Source organism: Paenibacillus sp. J22P169, assembly GCF_059691995.1.
Map to the genome: position 1 here is coordinate 100,644 of NZ_JCAUAO010000010.1, position 18,828 is coordinate 119,471.

Genomic DNA, 18,828 nt, shown 5'->3' on the forward strand with positions numbered 1-18,828 from the left:
GTAGACAACTTACTATTATAAGGTTTTATTAAAAGGAGCTCGTTTCATGTGCAACCAGACGCTATAGACAAGGTCATAACCAACGCCATTAACGTCATGGAAAGCAGCAAGTATCAATTATTTGAAATTGCTGAGTCATCACGCTTAGAGAAAGAGTCGCTTGCTCGGGAGCTCAATGACATTAAGCATGAGACGGGTGTCACGATTGATCTCGTGGATATGTTAGAAAAAGAATACAAGCGGTCGCGGATCCGACTCACGGAAGTTAGTCGTGATTTCAACAAGTATCGTGAAGAAGATATCAAGGTTGCTTATGAAGCCGCTATCGCTTTTCAATTACAGCTAACCGTTGCGCGGGAAAAAGAGAATAATCTCAAGATCCGCCGCAACGACCTTCAGGTTCGCATGAAGAATGTGGACAAACAGGTAGAACGCGCCGAGACGATCGTCTCTCAGATGAATGTGGCATTGGAATACTTATCAGGAGATCTCAATCAGTTAACGCGTATTATTGAGTCTGCGAAGAATCGACAACTGCTGGGGCTGAAGATTATTTTAGCTCAGGAGGAAGAACGCAAACGAATCGCGCGAGAAATTCATGATGGTATGGCTCAAACCTTGGCTAACGTCGTGCTTCGGACTGAGATTGCCCACCGCATGCTCGTGAAGGAAGATATCTCGGCGGTGAAGGATGAGTTAATCGATTTAAAGGGACAAGTCAGGAATGGCCTTGAGGAGGTTCGAAAGATTATTTTCAACCTCCGGCCAATGGCGCTCGATGATTTAGGGATTGTGCCTACATTACGGAAATATGTGCAGGATTTCGAAGATAAATATCGGATCCACACACAATTCAACCTGGTCGGGAAAGAGACACGTATACCGTCCGGATTGGAGATTGCTATTTTCCGATTGGTGCAGGAAGCGTTATCGAATGTAAATAAACATGCCAAAGCAACCTTCTTGTCTGTTGAACTCACCTTAGAACCAGATCAAGTGCAGATCTACGTGGTGGATAACGGAGTCGGCTTTGATGTTCCGCTAACAGAACAAAGAATAGCCAAGGGAAATAACTTTGGTTTACTGGGAATGCGAGAACGTGTAGAGCTGCTAGAAGGTTCGATGGTTCTGGAGTCCGAGAAAGATTCAGGAACAAAAATTACGATGCTTATCCCTATCGGCGGCGTTGGAGAGAACAAGGAGGAAAACTAGAATGGACAACACGGCGAGTCATAAACGCAATGTGCATATTGTTATTGCAGACGATCATCAACTTTTTCGTGAAGGTGTTAAACGAATCATTAATATGGAAGATGATATGGAAGTTATCGGTGAGTGTGGCGATGGCATCCAAGTCATTGAATTGTGTAATCAAATCACCCCGGACATCGTGCTCATGGACATCAATATGCCCCTTGAGAACGGTGTAATTGCAACAGAACGTCTTAAACTAATCTTTCCTGATATCAAAGTCATCATTCTTTCCATTCATGATGATGAAAGCTATGTGTTTGAAACGCTACGCAAAGGGGCTTCTGGCTACTTGTTGAAGGATATGGAAGCAGAGTCGCTGATTAATGCGATTCGTTCTGTTGTTGCAGGACATGCCTACATTCATCCTAAGGTAACAGGTAAGCTTATCAACCAACTAAGACGTATGACGTATCTTGACGATGTTGGTGTGGTTGGTACAGGCACTGGCGTTAAGGATTCCGGATTGAAGTACATACATAATGCAAACAGCCCATTGACCAAAAGGGAAGCAGAAGTGCTTCGACTTATGGCGGAAGGCAAGAGCAATAAGCTGATTGGTGAATTCCTATATATCAGTGAGAAAACGGTGAAAAACCACGTAAGTAGTATCCTTCAAAAAATGGAAGTTGATGACCGTACACAAGCGGTAATTATTGCAATTAAAAATGGTTGGGTAACGCTGTAAATTACGGCTGTTGCATTTAGTGCCTATAGGAACCCCCCTTTGCTCTGCCGCATACACTGCAGGTAAGGGAGGGACCCGCTATGTGGATTGGATTGCTTTGTATCTTCGGTTGCTATGGCGTGAGCATTGTTGTGCTACATCTCTTATTGGGTGCCCGTAAAGGGACTAAGAAGAAACCGGCTACTATTTTACTTGTTACCAAAAATAATCAAAATCAGATTGAGTGGGTTATTCGCTCGTTGTTTTTCTTTTCGCGTGTAAAAGGCAACCAGGTCAAGGCAACGATTATTGATGAGGGTTCGTCGGACGATACCAGAGAGATCATTGAGCGTTTATCCCAAACTTATGCGTTAGAGCTGCGGTTTCAGTCTGAGTATGATGCCGTTGATCGTTTTCTAAGTCAGCATGACGAAGATCCTGTTGTACTTGTTCATCTCAGTAATAGGGAGGATCTCGTGAAGATTCCTGTTATTTGATGGTAAACGCTTTCAAATACTTATGTTATAAAGAGAGTACGGTGAAGAATGAAGGTTCAGATCTATGCCGTTCGCAAGGAACATGTATGGGAATGGAGATTTACGGTACACGCCCAGACAGATATCCAATATTGGTTCGAGCACTACGCAGCCGACGCCGGCCTCGTATTGTTCGAACCTTTTATTTCATTAGGGCAAGTGATGCGACTGCTCGAGGGGCTGAGAAAGAAGCCGATTGAAGTGGCATCTAAGAATGATAGTGAAAGTCATTTACTAGCAATGGTTAAACGGGAAGCCACGGCACTGGGAATAACGAATGTGGAGAAGATAAGATCGAAAATGATAGATTACTCTCTATGGTGTGACAACCGTGATCGCAGAATTAAGCTGCTTTCGAGCACATATATTAGTCTCGTAGAAGCATGCAGAGGGCGTTCTTTGCTGGTAGACGAACTTCAGCAGCTAATTGGAGCATCTGGCGCTGAGTTAGCAGGGTTGGAGGCTTCTTGGCCAGCCTATCTGCAACTCGCCTACCTCAACGGCGATGTGTCGCTCACGAATGGCTTACACGTTCAAGTCAAGCGTGACTGGCGACGCTGGCTTAAGAAGGTATCGCATTACGCTTGTAAACGCTGCGGCAGCGGGGAAGCAAGGATGTTCTGGTCACCCTGCTTGCATTGTGGACAAGCCTGTCCCTATTGTGAGGAGTGTCTCACAATGGGCAGAGTCCGCTCCTGCTCCTTGCTTGTGCTCGGAGGCCCGGGCGATGCAGCTGCTACGCCGAAGGCTGCTGATGATTTACAAGCGTACATAACGCCTTGGGGACTCAGCGATGCGCAAACCCATGCTTCCCTGGAGGGCCTGCGCTACATCCAAGGCAAGCAACCCAGTGGCTCAGGGAAGTTCCTCATCTGGGCCGTCACTGGTGCCGGGAAGACAGAGATGATCTTCCCGTTCATTCACTACACCGCCGCCCGTGGCGGGCGCGTCCTCATTGCAACACCACGCAAAGACGTGGTGTTGGAGCTACAACCGCGCATCCAGCGGGCATTCGCTACATACAGCGTGGTCACGCTGTATGGCGGAAGCGAGCAGCGCTGGGAGCAAAGGCAAATCACCATCGCAACCACGCACCAGTTGTTGCGGTTCCATCAAGCTTTTGACCTCGTCATCATCGATGAAATCGATGCCTTTCCCTACCACAATAACCCGATGCTCAGCTATGCAGCAGAAAAAGTATGCAAGCCTAGCGGGACGAATATCCTGCTGTCAGCGACACCGCCAACGCGCGTTAGGCAAGCCGCCGAGCGCGGACGTCTCCCCCATGTGCGGGTGCCCGTACGTTTTCATAAACATCCCCTGCCAGTTCCACTCTTAATGACTACTCCCACACTACGAAAGTCCATCGCTGCACAAACCATCCCATTGTCGATTCAATCCCGATTAGAAGTTTCCATTGAGCGTGGAGCGCAAGTTTTTGTTTTCGTCCCGAACATCCAGCTCGTAGAGCCGATGGTAGAGTTGTTAAGAAGATTGCTAAAAGGGGACAAGGAAGCCGTTCGCGTGGAGGGAACTTCCTCCAAAGACCTGTCACGCACAGAGAAGGTTCAGCTTTTCCGCAATCGGGAGATTCGTATACTTGTCACGACGACCATTCTTGAAAGAGGGGTAACCGTGCCCCAGTCGGATGTGTTCATTTTGGATGCAGACTCGAAGTTATTCGATGAAGCAGCACTTGTTCAAATGGCAGGTCGTGCAGGAAGATCAAAGGATGACCCGCATGGGAAGGTGTATTTTGCTGCTGCGGAAATAACCAAATCACAAAAAGAAGCCGTGCGACAGATTCGTACGATGAATCGCATTGCACGTAAACAGGGCTTTCTACAAGGAGGCATGCCATGAGACCATGGTGGAGACAGCTAGGGAACTCTTTATTTTCGCTATTAAGTTCTAAGCGGGAAGTTTGTTTATTATGCAATCAGATGACGAGCCTAGAAAGAGATGAGTTAGGACTTTGCCACGCGTGTTACTCCCGAATTCCATGGATTCGCAAGGTAGTCTGTTCATCTTGTGGGCGGGGTGAGTTCTGCCCAGACTGTCGCCGGAAGCCGCATACCCATTTCACTAGAAGCCGAAGTGCCGTCCGATATGATGAAACGATGAAAGAGCTTCTGGCTAGATATAAGTATCGAGGAGACGAGCGCTTGAAGGCGGTTATAGGCCATATGCTGGTGCATTCGTTTCAGCTGCTAAAGCTGGATAAGGCAGCATCGACATCTGGACAGGTGCGAGAGTTCATCACCTACGTACCCGTTAGTGAACGCCGCATGCAAGAGCGTGGATTCAATCAGGCGGAGCAAATGGCTAGAGAGCTAGGTCGGCGAGTCGGCCTCCCGGTCGTGCAATTACTCAATCGTTCTAAGCACACGGATAAGCAAAGCTTTAAGAACCGAAGTGAGAGGATCGGCGATCTTACGGACGTTTTTGAGTTTGATGTTTCGAATCAGCGTGATTTAGGCGTAGTGGGGGCTGCGGTTATCATTTATATCGTGGACGACGTGTATACAACCGGGAGTACGATGAATCAATGTGCCATGGTAATAAGTCAGAATATGTCGACACATGTCGAAATATATGGACTTACTTGGGCTAGGTAAACGATGGAATTTCCTATTTTTATAAAAATAGTATTAGGCAAAAGCTGTCGAATTGCGGTAAACTGGAATTAAAAAGTGGATACTGGGAATACTGAAGAGGAGGCCATACAATGAGTATGAATGTGGCGAATTGTCCGCGTTGCGGGAAAATATTTGTGAAGGGCTACGCAGATTTTTGTCCAAATTGCATGAAGGACCTAGAGTTGCAATATGAGAAATGTGTGAAGTACCTGCGTGAAAACAAAGCGGTCAACATAAATGAACTAAGTGATGCAACTGGTGTAAGCATCAAGCAGATCTCGAAATTCATTAAAGATCGCCGTATCTCCATTTTGAATGCACCGAATATGGCGTATCCGTGTGAGGTTTGCGGAACACCACTGCGTGAAAATGTGATCTGTGAAACATGTCGTTCGAAGCTTGTTAAGGATACAAGGAATAATGCAGAAGATGAGCGAAGAGACGAAGAGCGAAAACAACAAGAAAAAAGGATTACATTTAACATAAGTGATCGCTTGAAAAATAAACGATAAATCGAAATAGGTCTGAACAGATATAAAGTTTCATATAGAAGATGCCGATAATAGTACTAACGATTATCGGTTTTTTATTTTTCAGGTCAGTGAACATAGGAGTGTATCGGTATGAAAATTAATGATAATGGGCGCATTGGCGCTTTGAATCCGTATAAGAAATCAGGAGACGCGACTTTCGCTCAAGCTGCAAGCAAGAAGGGTAAAACGAAGGATCAGGTTGAAATATCAGCTGAGGCAAAGGAGCTTTTAGGTGCACAAGGAATTCGTACTGAAGCGCAATCACTTCGAATCGAACAGCTGAAGTCTTCCGTCGCATCGGGAACTTACCATGTAGAGACCGGTAAAATAGTAGAGAAATTGCTGCCGTACCTTAAATAGGCACATAAAAGACAGAAGTAGGTGACAGTAATGTCGATACAGCCTTTATTGGAGACGATGAATGCACTACAAGAAGCACATGAAGCATTGCTTGAACTAGCCAAAGTCAAAACAAATGTTCTAGTTAGTAATGACATCGAACAATTAAATATGATTGTTAACAGGGAAAACAAGTGGGTTAGAGCCATAGCTGAAGCGAATCAGCAACGAATTCAGTTTATTGGCTCTTACTTGATTTCCAGAGGCTACAATCCTAATCCCAATATAACAGTTGGTGATTTGGTCAAAGTAATTTTTAAAGCTGAAGAAAAGAAAGCGCTTATGGAAGCACAACAAAAGCTGCTTGTTACGATAGAGGAATTAAAGTCTAGTAACATTATTAATCAGCAGTTGATCGAGCAATCACTGGTGTTTATCGACTATTCGCTAGATCTTATTATCGGGCCGCCAGATGATGATGTGGTGTATAAGAATCCCAATCAAATCAAGAGGAGTAATCGACAAGGCTTATTTGATCGAAGAGGCTAGTAATAATCATAATCAGAACACCCAAGTAGAGCATAGGAGAGAGAGACCATGAGATCAACTTTCGGCGGTATCGAAATATCCAAGCGGGGAATTCTTACACAACAAGCAGCATTAACTACAGCGGGTCATAACGTCGCGAATGCTAATACGCCAGGCTTTTCACGTCAGGTTGTCAAAATGGTCGCTTCTGAGCCAATAGAGGCACTGAGTATGCAGCGCTCGACAATTCCGGGTCAAATGGGACAAGGTGTTGAGTTTACGGAGGTAAAGCGAATTCGTGAGGCATTCCTCGACAAGCAGTTCGTTAATGAGAATAAAAGTTTTGGTGAATGGTCTGTTCGCCAAGATTCATTAGAAAAGCTAGAAGCTATCATAAATGAACCTACCGATACGGGACTACGTCAGGTTCTGGATAACTTCTGGAACTCCTGGCAAGAGTTGAGTAAGCAACCGGATAATTTGGAAACGCGCGCGGTTGTTAAAGAAAGTGCGATTGCAGTAACGGATGCTTTCAATCATGCAGCTAAACAGCTTAATGATCTTGCTTCAGACTTAAGCGATAACATTACAGTTAAGACAACAGAAGTAAATTCATCTCTGAAACAGATTGCCAATCTCAATAATGAAATCTACCGAGTTGAAGGATTAGGTAATAATGCTAACGATCTTCGTGATCAACGAGATCTACTAGTTGACCAGCTATCCAAAGTTATTAATGTCTCTGTGCAAGAGGAGTCGGGTGGCTATCATGTTAAAATGGGAAATCAGGATTTAGTGGTGGGAAGCACACCAACGGAGTTTACGGAGGATCTTGTTACATCAGCATATCAGTCAGATCTGAACAGTGGGGAATTATTCGGACTAAAGTTGTCCAATGAGAGATATGTGACTGAATATAAGAATCAATTAAATTCGATGGTTACCACAATTGTAACCTCTGTCAATGCTATGCATAAGCAGGGATATACATTACAAGATACGCCACCTAAAAAAGGTGAAGACTTTTTCACTCCTAGTACTGATTTTAGTAACGCAGCACTAACAATGAAGGTTAGTAGCAATATAACAGATAACGTCGAGAATATTGCTGCTTCAGCTAGAACCTACACGGATACTAGTGGTGTTGAACATGTGGTCAAAGGGAATAATGAATTTGCGTTAAAATTGGCTAACATTAAGAATACAAAGTACAATTTTGATGGCTCTGGTGTTACTAAAATTATTCTCAATGGTGGTACGTTCGATGAATTCCTTCGCGCAGTGGTATCTGAAATCGGGGTCCAAACGCAAGAAGCACAACGTCAAACCTCGAATCAGAAGATTCTTGTAGACCAGGTGGATTCAAGACGTCAATCTGTCAGTGGCGTGTCCCTAGATGAAGAGATGGCAGATATGATTAAGTACCAGCATGCTTACAATGCAGCTGCTCGCTCTCTAACAACATTTGATGAAATGCTAGATAAGGTTATTAATTCGATGGGTACGGTAGGTAGATAGATAATAGCTAGATTATTACTTGGATAAGAGGTGAAACGAATGCCACTTCGCGTTACACAAGGCATGTTAAATACACAACTATTGCGCAATTTAAATGGGAATATGAATCGCATGGACAATTTACAGAATCAGTTATCGACAGGCAGGAGAATCAATAAGCCATCTGATGATCCGGTGGGGATTAGTTTCTCTATGCGGTATCGCAGTGAGCTAGCTGCTAATGATCAATACCAGAGAAATGTCGACGCTACAGTGTCTTTCCTAGACTATAGTGATACGGCATTAGGGCAGATGGGCGATGTGTTGCAAAGGGGGCGCGAACTTGCAGTAGAAGCTTCTAATGGATCCAACTCAAGCGAATCCCTACACGCTATAAAGATCGAAATTGATCAATTATACAATCAGTTAACGAATATAGGAAACAGTCAGTTCAATGGTAAGTATGTTTTCAATGGACAAGTAACGGACAAGGCCCCGTTTCCTGATCCTGATAATGCTGCGAATGCTGTTACTGATAATGGAGATATTAAGTTCGAGATTGGTGCAGGGGTGCAGATTGCTATGAATAAGACCGCAACTGACATTTTTGGGAAATCTGGTGATAAGGATAACGCGTTTCAGATGCTTAAGGACCTTTCAACTGCTTTAACTACTGGAGACAGTAAAGGAATTCAAGACTCGATTGGGATTATTGATGAGAGAATGACTAAAGTGCTTGGAGCCCGTTCGGATATTGGGGCTAAGACCAACCGTATTCAACTAGCCGAAGCTCGTCTCCAAGACATTGGGATTAATCTGCAGAGCTTACAATCTAAGACGGAAGATGCAGATATGTCGATAGTTATCACGAATCTTAAAATGGAAGAGAACGTCTATCAAGCCTCCTTGTCAGCAGGCTCAAAAGTCATTGTTCCAACGTTAGTTGATTTCTTACGCTAATAATAGTTAGGAGGAGGTTGATTTGTCGAACATTCCACAACTCCAAATTCGCCAACAACCTGCTCTCATCGGAATAGATGCCGATTTAGGAACACAGGACATCAGACAACCGAAGGCAACCTACGAAATGCAGATTGATCGTCCACAGCTAGAGATGCATCAGCAACAAGGAGATTTACAAATTGATCAAAGTCGAGCTTGGGATGCATTGGGTATAGGACCGATTTTTGAATCAATGACTAGGATTTATTCCCAAAGTAAGAATATTGCTTTACAAGGAATCGCCCGGATTGTGGAAAATGGTAATCGAATGGCCGCCATTCATTTGGGGGGTAACCCAATTGCCGAAATTGCCAAACAATTGACATTTGAACATCCAGAGTTTGATTACTATGGCGAAGCTTCTTTTGACAATGTAGATATTACATATACACCGTTTAAGGTTGATATAAATGTAATAGACGGTAGAGTAAATGTGAATGCACATATAAATCCGCCAGAAATTTCGTATAATCGGGGAAAACTAGACATTTATATGCGGCAATACGCTAAAGTTGAGTTCATTCCTCCACAAATTGATTTCAAAACGTAAAGCGGTATAATCAAAGCTATAGATAAATCTATAGCTTTTTTCGTATGAATAGATTGAGGGAGAGATACCACTTATGAAAATAAACACATTGTTTTTTGGGGAACTAGAAATTGAAGAAACAGACATTATTACATTTCCAAGTGGTATACCTGGCTTTGAGGAATGTACACAGTTTACTTTGGTTCAGCCAGCTAATAGCACACCTTTCTCCTATTTGCAGTCTATTCAGCAACAAGAGCTTTCTTTCTTGGTAGTTGACCCTTTTCTATTCTTCAAAGACTACGATATCAGTATTCCTGAGTCTGTCCAGGAAGAGTTGAAGATTGAGAATGCGATTGACGTTCAACTCTGGACTGTTGTTACATTAAGTAATGAAAATTCGAAAATGACGGCTAATCTTCTCGCTCCAATCGTCTGGAATACGAAACAGCATGTGGCCAAACAAGTTATATTACATGACTCTAATTATCATATAAAGCATGATATTATTCTCAGTGATTTGAATGAATCCATGCAAGTGGAGGGGTGACGACAATGCTGGTACTGGCTAGGAAAAAAGGTGAGTCCATCATGATAGGGGACCAAATTGAGATTGTAATACTAGGCTCGGACGGCGATACGATTAAGATTGGTATTAGTGCTCCCAAGAATGTTGAAGTGTATAGAAAAGAGCTGTTTCTACAGATAAAGGAATCAAATAAAGATGCCTCAAAGCATACGGTTAGCCCAACGGAAATTAGTCAGTTTTTTAATAAAACAAAATAATAAAAAAATGTCGACGTAATGTCGACATTTTTTTTATTTCGCTATAAACTTTTTAGAGAGAACCGACGATATATATAACATCGGGCAACAAGTAGGGCGGCCGACCTACTTAGAAACCCTAATAAGATCCACATGGACGTGGATCAAACGAACCTTCAGGAGGAAGAAAACAATGAGAATTAATCACAATATCACAGCTTTGAACACACACCGTCAATTAGGTGCTAACAGTGCAGCAACTGCTAAAAACATCGAGAAATTGTCTTCCGGTCTTCGCATCAACCGTGCTGGTGATGATGCAGCTGGTCTAGCAATCTCCGAAAAAATGCGTGGTCAAATCCGTGGTTTGGATATGGCTGCTAAGAACTCCCAAGATGGTATCTCCCTTATCCAAACAGCTGAGGGCGCTTTGAACGAGACTCACAGCATTCTTCAACGTATGCGTGAGCTTGCTAACCAATCCGCTAACGGCACGAACACTGATGCTGACCGTGGCGCGCTTCAAGATGAGATGAACCAATTGACTTCCGAGATCAACCGTGTAGGTAACACTACTGAGTTCAATACTCAAAAGTTGCTTCAAGGTGATGGCAATGTTAGCCTTGCTAAAACAGGATTAACTTCAGCTGTAACCGCTTCTGGTACAACAGTTCATACTGCAGCTAAACAAACAGCAACTTTTGGTGCTTTAGTGTCAGGTGATGGTGGAAAAAGCGCAACTTTTACAATGAATGGTCAATCAGTCAAAATAAATTTTGTAAAAGATACAACGCTAGCGGCTAATGCTACATCAATTGATACAGCGAATGCAACAGCGAATGAAATTACAATCAATATTACTGAATCAGGGGTAGCTTCTGGTGCCGCTGATACTGCGATAGCAGCTGCTTTGAATGCTGTTATTGGAAAAAACACTGCATTAGCAGGAAACTTCGTCGCAGCTACTTCAGGTGCATTTCTTAAATTATCTGCAACGACAACAGGTACTGCCAATGGTGCTGCCGGTAATATATCAGCAGTTTCCTCGAATATCGCCAGCTTTACTGCTGCTACTAGTTTAGCATCTGTTGGTACGACAGTTAATACTCAAGAAGTACAAACTATTGACTTCGCATCATTGAATGGTACAGGAGTAGGTGCAGCTGATACTACAACGGATGCTGCATTGAAAGCTCTGGTAGGCAAAGGAATGACGATCGCTGGACAACAAATCGAGTTTTACAATGCTAATGATGGTGAGTATAAAGGTAGCGCAATTGGAATAAATATTAGTACATCTCTTGCAAATGCTGAGGCAGTTGACGGTGATAAAGTAAAAGAGCTTGTTAAAAACATTGCAGCTCAAATTGGTTCAAAAGTTCCTGGCGTTAAAATCGCACAAGACACTACAGTCCTTACAAAGTTGAACATCACTGATGCTACTTATGTTGGTTCAGCTGGTAAAGGGAAGATTGCAATTACTGATGGTGGAATTCAAGAAGATTTCAAGACTTCGTTCCAAATCGGTGCTAACACTGGTCAATCCATGAGCCTTGAGATTTCCGATATGCGTTCCAAAGCTTTGGGTATCACAGCTAAAGCTGGCGATACTGGCTTCACAAAAACTAACTCCGTTACAAATGGAACTGATGACGTTAAAGGCGAAGCTGCTTTGAACATCTCCACTAAAGATGATGCAGCTAAAGCAATCGCAGTTCTTGACAAAGCAACTGCTGCTGTTTCCAGCGAGCGTTCCAAGCTAGGGGCAGTTCAAAACCGTCTTGAGCACACAATCAACAACTTGGGAACTGCTTCCGAGAACTTGACTGCTGCTGAATCCCGTATCCGTGACGTTGATATGGCGAAAGAAATGATGGAACAAACTAAGAACAACATCCTTGCTCAAGCTGCACAAGCTATGCTTGCACAAGCTAACCAACAACCACAAGGCGTTCTGCAATTGCTACGTTAATATTAGTAATAAAAAGAGAGACCTTAGATTATCTAGGGTCTCTTTTTTTATAGGCTCTGTTAAACTGTGTTGTTGATTTTTTATTGGAGTAACGGGAGGTTAACGCAATAGATAATTGTTCATTTACGATACGGTTCGCCGCAAATTAGCCTGCAACCACGCTGAGTTGTTGGCTAATTTTATATTTAAAAATACATTGATTTATATTTGAAACATTTCAAATTACTAATTTAAGATTTTGACAGTTGATGTTCTTAAGCCAAATAGTATTTCAATAGATATATACTTTTTGACAAATAAAATAATAGTAGTAGAACGGCTGTGTGGACTTCTGAACGGTTTTGATAGGAGTGCGGGAATGCCTTGGGGGGATTCAAACATGCCTTAGAAGGATGTCTAGGAGTTCTGATGTCGTTATGTAGTTAGTGGTGGGTGTGGTCTTCATCAGAATGAAGTTGTTTGAATGGTGAAAGGGTCATAGCACTTCCACCGCTCGACTATTAGTGAAATTTGAAGCGATATATGAACTGTCCGAATTTACTTCAACGTTTAATATTCTCATAATACCAATTTCTTTAATGCGATATTTTATATAGTTAGTGTAAAAGTGGTATTATTGTTACTGGGTACCGTTTCATAAGTAAATGAGGTATTAATAATTTTAATTCAAGGAGAACTGAGAATGTCTGAACAACATAGTGTTAATATCCCAGCACATCATAACATATACACAGGTACTTCTAATCGAGAACTACGAATTGATTTTTCTACTCCACAAAATGGAGTTAATGAGTATACAGGATTGCTTATTTTTGTCCCGGGGTTTGGTGGTAATATTGATTCTAAAGTTTATAAAAAAATGAGAGAAGTATTTGCGGACAAATACAATATGGTAACAATTCAGTGTAATTATTTTGGTAGTTCATATATGCAATCAGCTAATCAATTCCGTTTAAGAGATTCACGAATTTTACAAATAAATCTAACAGCAGATGAATTGAATAAAGTAAATAAAGACTCTTCTATTCTACTAAGTATATTGTCTGAAAAAAACATCTCACTTCCTGTGATTGCTAATATGGATGAAAGTGTAGAAGAGTTTAATGATATGAGCTATATGCAAGCAATAGATATCATTACTGCAATAGAGATAGTTAAAATTATTCTAAATGATAATAATTTTATATATAATTCTAATAGGCTTATTGGATATGGACATTCTCATGGAGCATATTTATTGCACTTAAGCAATAGGTTAGCACCTAATTTGTTTTCATTTATAGTAGATAACTCTGCGTGGATAGAGCCAGTATATTTATCAGCTAATAGAATTTTGTATCAAAATATAGGGAATTCAACTCTTGCTATCGAATTTGATTATTTAGCGAAAAAAATAATAAAAAATAAACATAATTTAAACTTAGAGACATTGTATAAAGATTATGATGGAGATACACAGGTTTTATCTTTTCAAGGAGATGATGATAATTTAGTTAACCATGTAGAAAAGAAACGTATAGTCGAGACTATCAATAATTCGGATTTTATTCTTGTTAAAAAAGAAAATGTAGATAATATAAAATATAAATCGAATAGTCATGGTTTAAATGCAGATTTTTTAGAGCTTTTTTCCTTTGCATTGGAATTAGAACGACCAACGAAAGAAATCGTAAAAAAAGATTTAAAGCATATAGTAGAATTTGAAAATGTAAGTATAGAAGTGGATTCTACGCTTGGATTACCAGTATTTAATTTCAATTTTATTGAATAGAATCTTCAACAACTGTTAAAATGAGTTTACACAAAATTATTTATAGACCCTTTCCCATCGCTCCAAGAGACACTATTACTAATACTAAAAGTTATTTTGAAGAAGCCACTCCATATCTGAGTGGCTTTGTCTTTATAAATAATATATTTTTTTGGTCAAACAGAACTTTGTGTTAAGCGTACATTACGCTGAACCGTACCATAAATGACAGGTCAGGTCATTAAGTTAACGGTGAACGATAGTTCAGAATGAACCGCCAAATTGGGCGGTTTTTCTTTTGGTCGAAAATTAACAAGCAAGGATAACAGAGCCTTTTTATAAGAACTAATGAATTCCTGTTCAAATGTCGATAATAGAAATAATTAATTAATTAATTAACTGGGGGTTACTTTGTGTTAGTTACTATTCTAGATCATTCTTTTACCTATCACAATGAAATCAGCTCGATTGAACCGTGTTTAGTCCAAATTGAAGAGATTCTAAACGCGAATGATGTAAGTCTGGTTTTGATGGAAATTAACGGTGTGGAAGTGTATGAAGGTTTTCAAGCGTTCTTAATTGAACATATACAAGAGATCGAGCACGTACATATTAAGGTCCAGACCGAAAAACAGATGATGGAAACATTGGTCATTACCATGAAGCAATATCTTGAAGACGCGCTTCCTGAAGTAAAGAGGTTGGGAGATGAATTTTATCAAGGCGCATCCAAGACAAGTTGGGAGAAGTTAACGCAACTATTAGAAGGAACAGCTTGGATTGTACAAAGTGTACAAAAGATCCAAAATGAACAACAATTTCAAAATTGTGAGGCATATATAGAGACGTCAAGATCACTTCACGTGGAGCTCTCTAATTTGGAAGAGGCATTGAAGAATGAGGATTTAGTGTTAACAGGTGACATACTTAAGTATGAAATCGTTTATGTTTTTGAACAATTGCTGCAAATTGTAACCCATACAATTGATAACGAGGTAAAGAGTCATGATATTAGCTGATAATGTTCTGTTCCTGAAGAATAGGTTCGCCCAAATTTGGAGTCAATTAGAAACGTTAAAGGAACAAACCGTGGATGCCGCGTATGAGATTATTCCTTCCAAAAGCTCCGAGCCTACCGTAGTTATAGAAAACCAGGGAAAATCATTATACTTACACAGTAAATATAACCCGATCGAGGAAGCCAGACAATTCATTCAACAGTTCGACAATATAGAACAGTATAAGCATATTCTTTTTTACGGTACAGGTCTGGGTTACCATATTGAAGCGTTGATTAATAAATATCCGGGAATCCCTTTTACTATATATGAACCAGTCCCTAAATTATTTGAAGAGTTTCTTTCTCGGATTTCACTTCCGAAGCTTCCAGCTCAATGTAGGCATATCATTTTGGAAACAAGCATAGCGCAAGGGCTAAATTCTTTGCACCAATTTGTTGAAGGAATGCATGAGGAATTGTTGTTTGTTCAATTGCCTAGTTACGAGAAAGCATTTCCCGATAAATTTAAATATTTCTCAGAAGTATTTAAAGAATTGATCTCTCAGAAAAAAAAATCTCTTCAAGTAAACATAAGTTATGAAAAACGATGGATATTCAACAGTTTGATTAATTTGGAAGAAATAATAAAAACGCCTAACGTCTTAATTGAGAAGCGAGATGTGTTCAAGGGTAAGCCAGTTATTGTAGTTGCAGCAGGACCATCGTTGCAAGATGAAATTGAACATCTGAAATATATAAAAGAAAACGGATTGGCGTACATATTCTCTGTGGGTACATCGATCAATGCATTGCTTGCGCACGGCATTCATCCTGATGCTGCTTGTACGTATGACCCAAGCGAACTGAATCAGAAAGTATTTGAAAAGTTAAATGAACTTGAGATTACGGACATTCCTCTTATTTTTGGCAGCAGTGTAGGGTTCGAAGTGTTGAAGTATTTCAACGGGCCTAAACTGCACATGCTAACGAGTCAAGACCCCGTAGCGCAATTTTATCTCGAAGCTATTACCAAGCAACCACTAGAGGTCGTGTATGATGCGAGTACCATTTCAGCCATTGCTTTACAATTGCTGTATGCGTTGCAGTCAAATTTAGTTATTCTAGTGGGGCAAAACTTGGCTTTTAGAAATAACATGCTCTATTCAAGCGAAGCGCTAGTCATCCGAGAACAGGCAGACGTACTGCCTTCAGATCGCAAAGATATGGTTCTAGTTGAAAGTGTGGACGGTGAACAAATTGAATCTAATAAAAGCTATCTGAGCATGAAGCAACAGATTGAGACTGTTTTACAAGCACGTCCTACGATGCAGGTCATCAATACAACGCAAGGTGGAGCCAAGATCGAGCATACTTCGTTTATGTCACTCGAAGAAGTGATACGAACCAAGTTGAATGAACGTGTTGTAGATCCAAAGTGGTTCGTTCATAATGATAATATCTACAACTTGGCTTATGCCAAAAAGCAAGCCCTTGAGATGAAGAAGCATTATGAAGAGCTTCGCAAAAGCTATAATCAATCCACAAACTTTTTTAACGAAATGAACCGTTGTAAAGAGCACAAAGATAAACCTCGTTTAGGTCAGTTATTCCCTAAGTTTGATAAACTATTTATGAAAATCAAAGCGAACCTGTTTTATACGACCTTTCTTAAGCCAATGAATCGGGTTCATGAAGAATTATTGATGAAGAATATAGGGAAAATTAAGTTTGAAAAGGATTATATGGTCAAAGCGGACTTAATTATGCAGCATTTTGGTAAGTTTATTTATGGGTGTCAGGTTGATATGAGAACGATTACCCCTGTATTCGAAGCAATTCAAGACTTACTAATCAAGCTACATCCAACGGAGTGATCTCATGATTAACAAGTTGTTGTTACAGGTGCGGACGGGTTTATTGGCTCGCACTTAACAGAGACGTTAGTTCGACAGGGCTAAGTAATGAGCTTGCTCCGAAATATTTGGATTTTGTGCACGGAAAGAAAGTGAGACAAGATGTGAAGAAGGGAACGCTTTTATCGGTTGATTTATTAGGATAATAATCTCGAGAGTAGGGAGACTGCAATGAGTTGGAACAATATAGTTGTATCCCTCGAAACTACAATTGTAAAAGTCTTAGAGGTTATTGATTCGTCTGCAATGCAGATTGCTCTGGTCGTAGATAGTCAATACAAATTAGTTGGAACGGTTACAGATGGCGATATTAGACGGGCTATCTTAAGAGGAGTATCCTTGCAAGAACCAGTCGGTTTAATTATGAACCGGAATCCGATCTGTTTAATCGAGAATTATTCACAAGAACAAGCAATGAAAGTCATGAGACAAAAAGCCATTCGACATTTACCTATCGTTGATAACGAAGGAAGAATTATTCATTTAGAAACTTTGAAGCATATTCTGGAACCTGATCCGATGGATCATTGGGTTGTATTAATGGCCGGAGGGTTAGGGACAAGGTTAAGACCGCTAACAGAGGATTGCCCCAAACCGATGCTGAAAATTGGCGGCAAGCCAATGCTTGAAATAATCATTGAAAATTTTAAAAGCTACGGATTTAAGAAGTTTTATCTTTCAGTCAATTATAAAGCGGAAATGATAGAAGATTATTTCGGAGACGGATCACAGTGGGGCGTCGATATTCGATATATTCGAGAAGATCAGCGTATGGGTACGGCAGGAGCGCTATCATTGTTACCTTCGATACCTAAATCTCCATTAGTCATTATGAACGGGGATTTATTAACTAAAACAAATTTTAAGCATCTTGTGGACTTTCATAGTAAAGAGAAAACTGCGGCAACAATGTGTGTCAGAGAATATGAATATCAGGTGCCTTATGGTGTGGTTGAAGTGAGCAGTAACAATAGATTTATAAACATTGCAGAGAAACCAATCCAACAGTTCTATGTCAACGCAGGCATTTATGTATTGAATCCAAATGTAATCGAATACATACCGCGAAATACTTATTATGATATGCCTTCACTGTTTGCCTCATTATCAGAGAATGAGATCGAGGCAACTATTTATCCTATTCGAGAATACTGGTTGGATATTGGGCGAAAAGAAGACTTTCAAAAGGCCAATAACGAATACGGAGGGGTCTTTGAATGATTCACAATAAAAAAATTTTGGCTCTCATTCCAGCAAGAGGTGGATCGAAAGGGATACCAAGAAAAAATATTCGTGTCGTTCAAGACAAACCGTTAATTGCGTGGACCATAGATGAGGCTAGAAAATCAAAATATATAGATAGAGTTGTTTTATCCTCAGAAGATGAAGAAATAATAAAGGTAGCAGCTGAGTGGGGCTGTGATATTCCTTTTGTTAGACCTCTACATTTGGCGGAAGATGATACGCCAGGAATCGACCCGGTGTTGCATGCAATGGATCAATTACCGGAGTATGATTATGTTATTCTGCTTCAACCTACGTCACCGCTTAGAAGTGTCGAGGATATAGACGGTGCAATTGAGTATTGTTTCAGTAAAAAAGCGCTTTGCTGTGTATCAGTTTGCGAATCGAGCGAGACTCCTTACTGGATGTACAAAGTAATTGATGGGAATCTGCAACCATTAATTAGTAACAATGGAGCTGAGTATGTAAGAAGACAAGATTTGCCGCCAACATATATTCTAAACGGGGCTATCTATATTGCCGATTGCAACTGGCTTAAAGAGAGTAAATCATTTCTTGCCGACGAGTCGACTCCTTATGTAATGGATTCTACACGCTCTCTGGATATCGATAACGAGATTGACTTTGTATTACTTGAGTATTATTTGAGTTTACGAAGTTAA

19 protein-coding genes and 1 pseudogene are annotated in these 18,828 nt (G+C 40.7%); all 20 read left to right on the plus strand.

Annotation, left to right across the window (positions count from 1 at the left end; all coding sequences use genetic code 11):
* The first annotated feature begins 48 nt into the window (after window positions 1-48).
* The 20 genes and pseudogenes from AC58QG_RS30490 to AC58QG_RS30585 all read left to right on the plus strand — a co-directional run bounded on the left by AC58QG_RS30490 (window position 49) and on the right by AC58QG_RS30585 (window position 18,828).
* Window positions 49-1,212, plus strand: a complete 1,164-nt coding sequence (locus AC58QG_RS30490; RefSeq protein WP_497365803.1) for a sensor histidine kinase — start codon at window positions 49-51, stop codon at window positions 1,210-1,212.
* A 1-nt stretch (window position 1,213) separates the two neighbouring features.
* Entirely contained in the window at window positions 1,214-1,939 is a 726-nt protein-coding gene (locus AC58QG_RS30495) for a response regulator (protein WP_056611570.1), read from the plus strand.
* 80 nt (window positions 1,940-2,019) lie between these two features.
* Window positions 2,020-2,415, plus strand: coding sequence for a hypothetical protein (locus AC58QG_RS30500; RefSeq protein ID WP_497365804.1), 396 nt, complete (start codon window positions 2,020-2,022; stop codon window positions 2,413-2,415).
* Window positions 2,416-2,463: 48 nt separating this feature from the next.
* Window positions 2,464-4,317, plus strand: a complete 1,854-nt coding sequence (locus AC58QG_RS30505; protein WP_497365805.1) for an ATP-dependent helicase ComFA — start codon at window positions 2,464-2,466, stop codon at window positions 4,315-4,317.
* On the plus strand, window positions 4,314-5,072 hold the full coding sequence (locus AC58QG_RS30510; protein WP_497365806.1) for a ComFC family protein: 759 nt from the start codon (window positions 4,314-4,316) through the stop codon (window positions 5,070-5,072). Before AC58QG_RS30505 ends, AC58QG_RS30510 begins: the two co-directional genes overlap by 4 nt.
* A gap of 116 nt (window positions 5,073-5,188) precedes the next feature.
* Window positions 5,189-5,605, plus strand: a complete 417-nt coding sequence (locus AC58QG_RS30515; RefSeq protein WP_497365876.1) for a flagellar protein — start codon at window positions 5,189-5,191, stop codon at window positions 5,603-5,605.
* A gap of 111 nt (window positions 5,606-5,716) precedes the next feature.
* Complete coding sequence (locus AC58QG_RS30520) at window positions 5,717-5,986, plus strand: flagellar biosynthesis anti-sigma factor FlgM (RefSeq protein ID WP_497365807.1); 270 nt, start codon at window positions 5,717-5,719, stop codon at window positions 5,984-5,986.
* Window positions 5,987-6,016: 30 nt separating this feature from the next.
* Window positions 6,017-6,514, plus strand: coding sequence for a flagellar protein FlgN (locus AC58QG_RS30525; protein WP_497365808.1), 498 nt, complete (start codon window positions 6,017-6,019; stop codon window positions 6,512-6,514).
* A gap of 48 nt (window positions 6,515-6,562) precedes the next feature.
* Window positions 6,563-8,011, plus strand: a complete 1,449-nt coding sequence (flgK, locus tag AC58QG_RS30530) for a flagellar hook-associated protein FlgK (protein WP_497365809.1) — start codon at window positions 6,563-6,565, stop codon at window positions 8,009-8,011.
* A 39-nt stretch (window positions 8,012-8,050) separates the two neighbouring features.
* Window positions 8,051-8,950: a flagellar hook-associated protein FlgL gene (flgL, locus tag AC58QG_RS30535; RefSeq protein WP_497365810.1), complete on the plus strand. Its 900-nt coding sequence runs from the start codon at window positions 8,051-8,053 to the stop codon at window positions 8,948-8,950.
* Between the two features lie 22 nt (window positions 8,951-8,972).
* Window positions 8,973-9,542 carry a DUF6470 family protein gene (locus AC58QG_RS30540; protein ID WP_497365811.1) on the plus strand — a complete coding sequence of 190 codons (570 nt, stop codon included), beginning with the start codon at window positions 8,973-8,975 and terminating at the stop codon, window positions 9,540-9,542.
* Between the two features lie 73 nt (window positions 9,543-9,615).
* On the plus strand, window positions 9,616-10,071 hold the full coding sequence (gene fliW / locus AC58QG_RS30545) for a flagellar assembly protein FliW (RefSeq protein WP_497365812.1): 456 nt from the start codon (window positions 9,616-9,618) through the stop codon (window positions 10,069-10,071).
* Between the two features lie 5 nt (window positions 10,072-10,076).
* Entirely contained in the window at window positions 10,077-10,307 is a 231-nt protein-coding gene (csrA, locus tag AC58QG_RS30550; RefSeq protein ID WP_497365813.1) for a carbon storage regulator CsrA, read from the plus strand.
* A 172-nt stretch (window positions 10,308-10,479) separates the two neighbouring features.
* Window positions 10,480-12,258, plus strand: coding sequence for a flagellin N-terminal helical domain-containing protein (locus AC58QG_RS30555; protein ID WP_497365814.1), 1,779 nt, complete (start codon window positions 10,480-10,482; stop codon window positions 12,256-12,258).
* Window positions 12,259-12,940: 682 nt separating this feature from the next.
* On the plus strand, window positions 12,941-14,029 hold the full coding sequence (locus AC58QG_RS30560; protein WP_497365815.1) for a DUF2920 family protein: 1,089 nt from the start codon (window positions 12,941-12,943) through the stop codon (window positions 14,027-14,029).
* Between the two features lie 392 nt (window positions 14,030-14,421).
* Entirely contained in the window at window positions 14,422-15,027 is a 606-nt protein-coding gene (locus AC58QG_RS30565) for a DUF8042 domain-containing protein (protein ID WP_497365816.1), read from the plus strand.
* On the plus strand, window positions 15,014-16,882 hold the full coding sequence (locus AC58QG_RS30570; RefSeq protein ID WP_497365817.1) for a motility associated factor glycosyltransferase family protein: 1,869 nt from the start codon (window positions 15,014-15,016) through the stop codon (window positions 16,880-16,882). Before AC58QG_RS30565 ends, AC58QG_RS30570 begins: the two co-directional genes overlap by 14 nt.
* A 21-nt stretch (window positions 16,883-16,903) precedes the next feature.
* Window positions 16,904-16,966, plus strand: a pseudogene (locus tag AC58QG_RS30575) (hypothetical protein); the annotation flags it as partial.
* A 126-nt stretch (window positions 16,967-17,092) separates the two neighbouring features.
* Window positions 17,093-18,142, plus strand: a complete 1,050-nt coding sequence (locus AC58QG_RS30580) for a nucleotidyltransferase family protein (RefSeq protein WP_497365818.1) — start codon at window positions 17,093-17,095, stop codon at window positions 18,140-18,142.
* Window positions 18,139-18,828 (plus strand): acylneuraminate cytidylyltransferase family protein, encoded by a 690-nt coding sequence (locus AC58QG_RS30585; protein WP_497365819.1) that lies wholly within the window; start codon window positions 18,139-18,141, stop codon window positions 18,826-18,828. Before AC58QG_RS30580 ends, AC58QG_RS30585 begins: the two co-directional genes overlap by 4 nt.

What these genes read in the sequence shown, in the direction of transcription:
- AC58QG_RS30495 (WP_056611570.1), top strand. Translation starts at nt 1,214, where the DNA reads ATGGACAACACGGCGAGTCATAAACGCAATGTGCATATTGTTATTGCA.
- AC58QG_RS30500 (WP_497365804.1), top strand. Translation starts at nt 2,020, where the DNA reads ATGTGGATTGGATTGCTTTGTATCTTCGGTTGCTATGGCGTGAGCATT.
- AC58QG_RS30505 (WP_497365805.1), top strand. Translation starts at nt 2,464, where the DNA reads ATGAAGGTTCAGATCTATGCCGTTCGCAAGGAACATGTATGGGAATGG.
- AC58QG_RS30510 (WP_497365806.1), top strand. Translation starts at nt 4,314, where the DNA reads ATGAGACCATGGTGGAGACAGCTAGGGAACTCTTTATTTTCGCTATTA.
- AC58QG_RS30515 (WP_497365876.1), top strand. Translation starts at nt 5,189, where the DNA reads ATGAATGTGGCGAATTGTCCGCGTTGCGGGAAAATATTTGTGAAGGGC.
- AC58QG_RS30520 (WP_497365807.1), top strand. Translation starts at nt 5,717, where the DNA reads ATGAAAATTAATGATAATGGGCGCATTGGCGCTTTGAATCCGTATAAG.
- AC58QG_RS30525 (WP_497365808.1), top strand. Translation starts at nt 6,017, where the DNA reads ATGTCGATACAGCCTTTATTGGAGACGATGAATGCACTACAAGAAGCA.
- flgK (WP_497365809.1), top strand. Translation starts at nt 6,563, where the DNA reads ATGAGATCAACTTTCGGCGGTATCGAAATATCCAAGCGGGGAATTCTT.
- flgL (WP_497365810.1), top strand. Translation starts at nt 8,051, where the DNA reads ATGCCACTTCGCGTTACACAAGGCATGTTAAATACACAACTATTGCGC.
- fliW (WP_497365812.1), top strand. Translation starts at nt 9,616, where the DNA reads ATGAAAATAAACACATTGTTTTTTGGGGAACTAGAAATTGAAGAAACA.
- csrA (WP_497365813.1), top strand. Translation starts at nt 10,077, where the DNA reads ATGCTGGTACTGGCTAGGAAAAAAGGTGAGTCCATCATGATAGGGGAC.
- AC58QG_RS30555 (WP_497365814.1), top strand. Translation starts at nt 10,480, where the DNA reads ATGAGAATTAATCACAATATCACAGCTTTGAACACACACCGTCAATTA.
- AC58QG_RS30560 (WP_497365815.1), top strand. Translation starts at nt 12,941, where the DNA reads ATGTCTGAACAACATAGTGTTAATATCCCAGCACATCATAACATATAC.
- AC58QG_RS30570 (WP_497365817.1), top strand. Translation starts at nt 15,014, where the DNA reads ATGATATTAGCTGATAATGTTCTGTTCCTGAAGAATAGGTTCGCCCAA.
- AC58QG_RS30580 (WP_497365818.1), top strand. Translation starts at nt 17,093, where the DNA reads ATGAGTTGGAACAATATAGTTGTATCCCTCGAAACTACAATTGTAAAA.
- AC58QG_RS30585 (WP_497365819.1), top strand. Translation starts at nt 18,139, where the DNA reads ATGATTCACAATAAAAAAATTTTGGCTCTCATTCCAGCAAGAGGTGGA.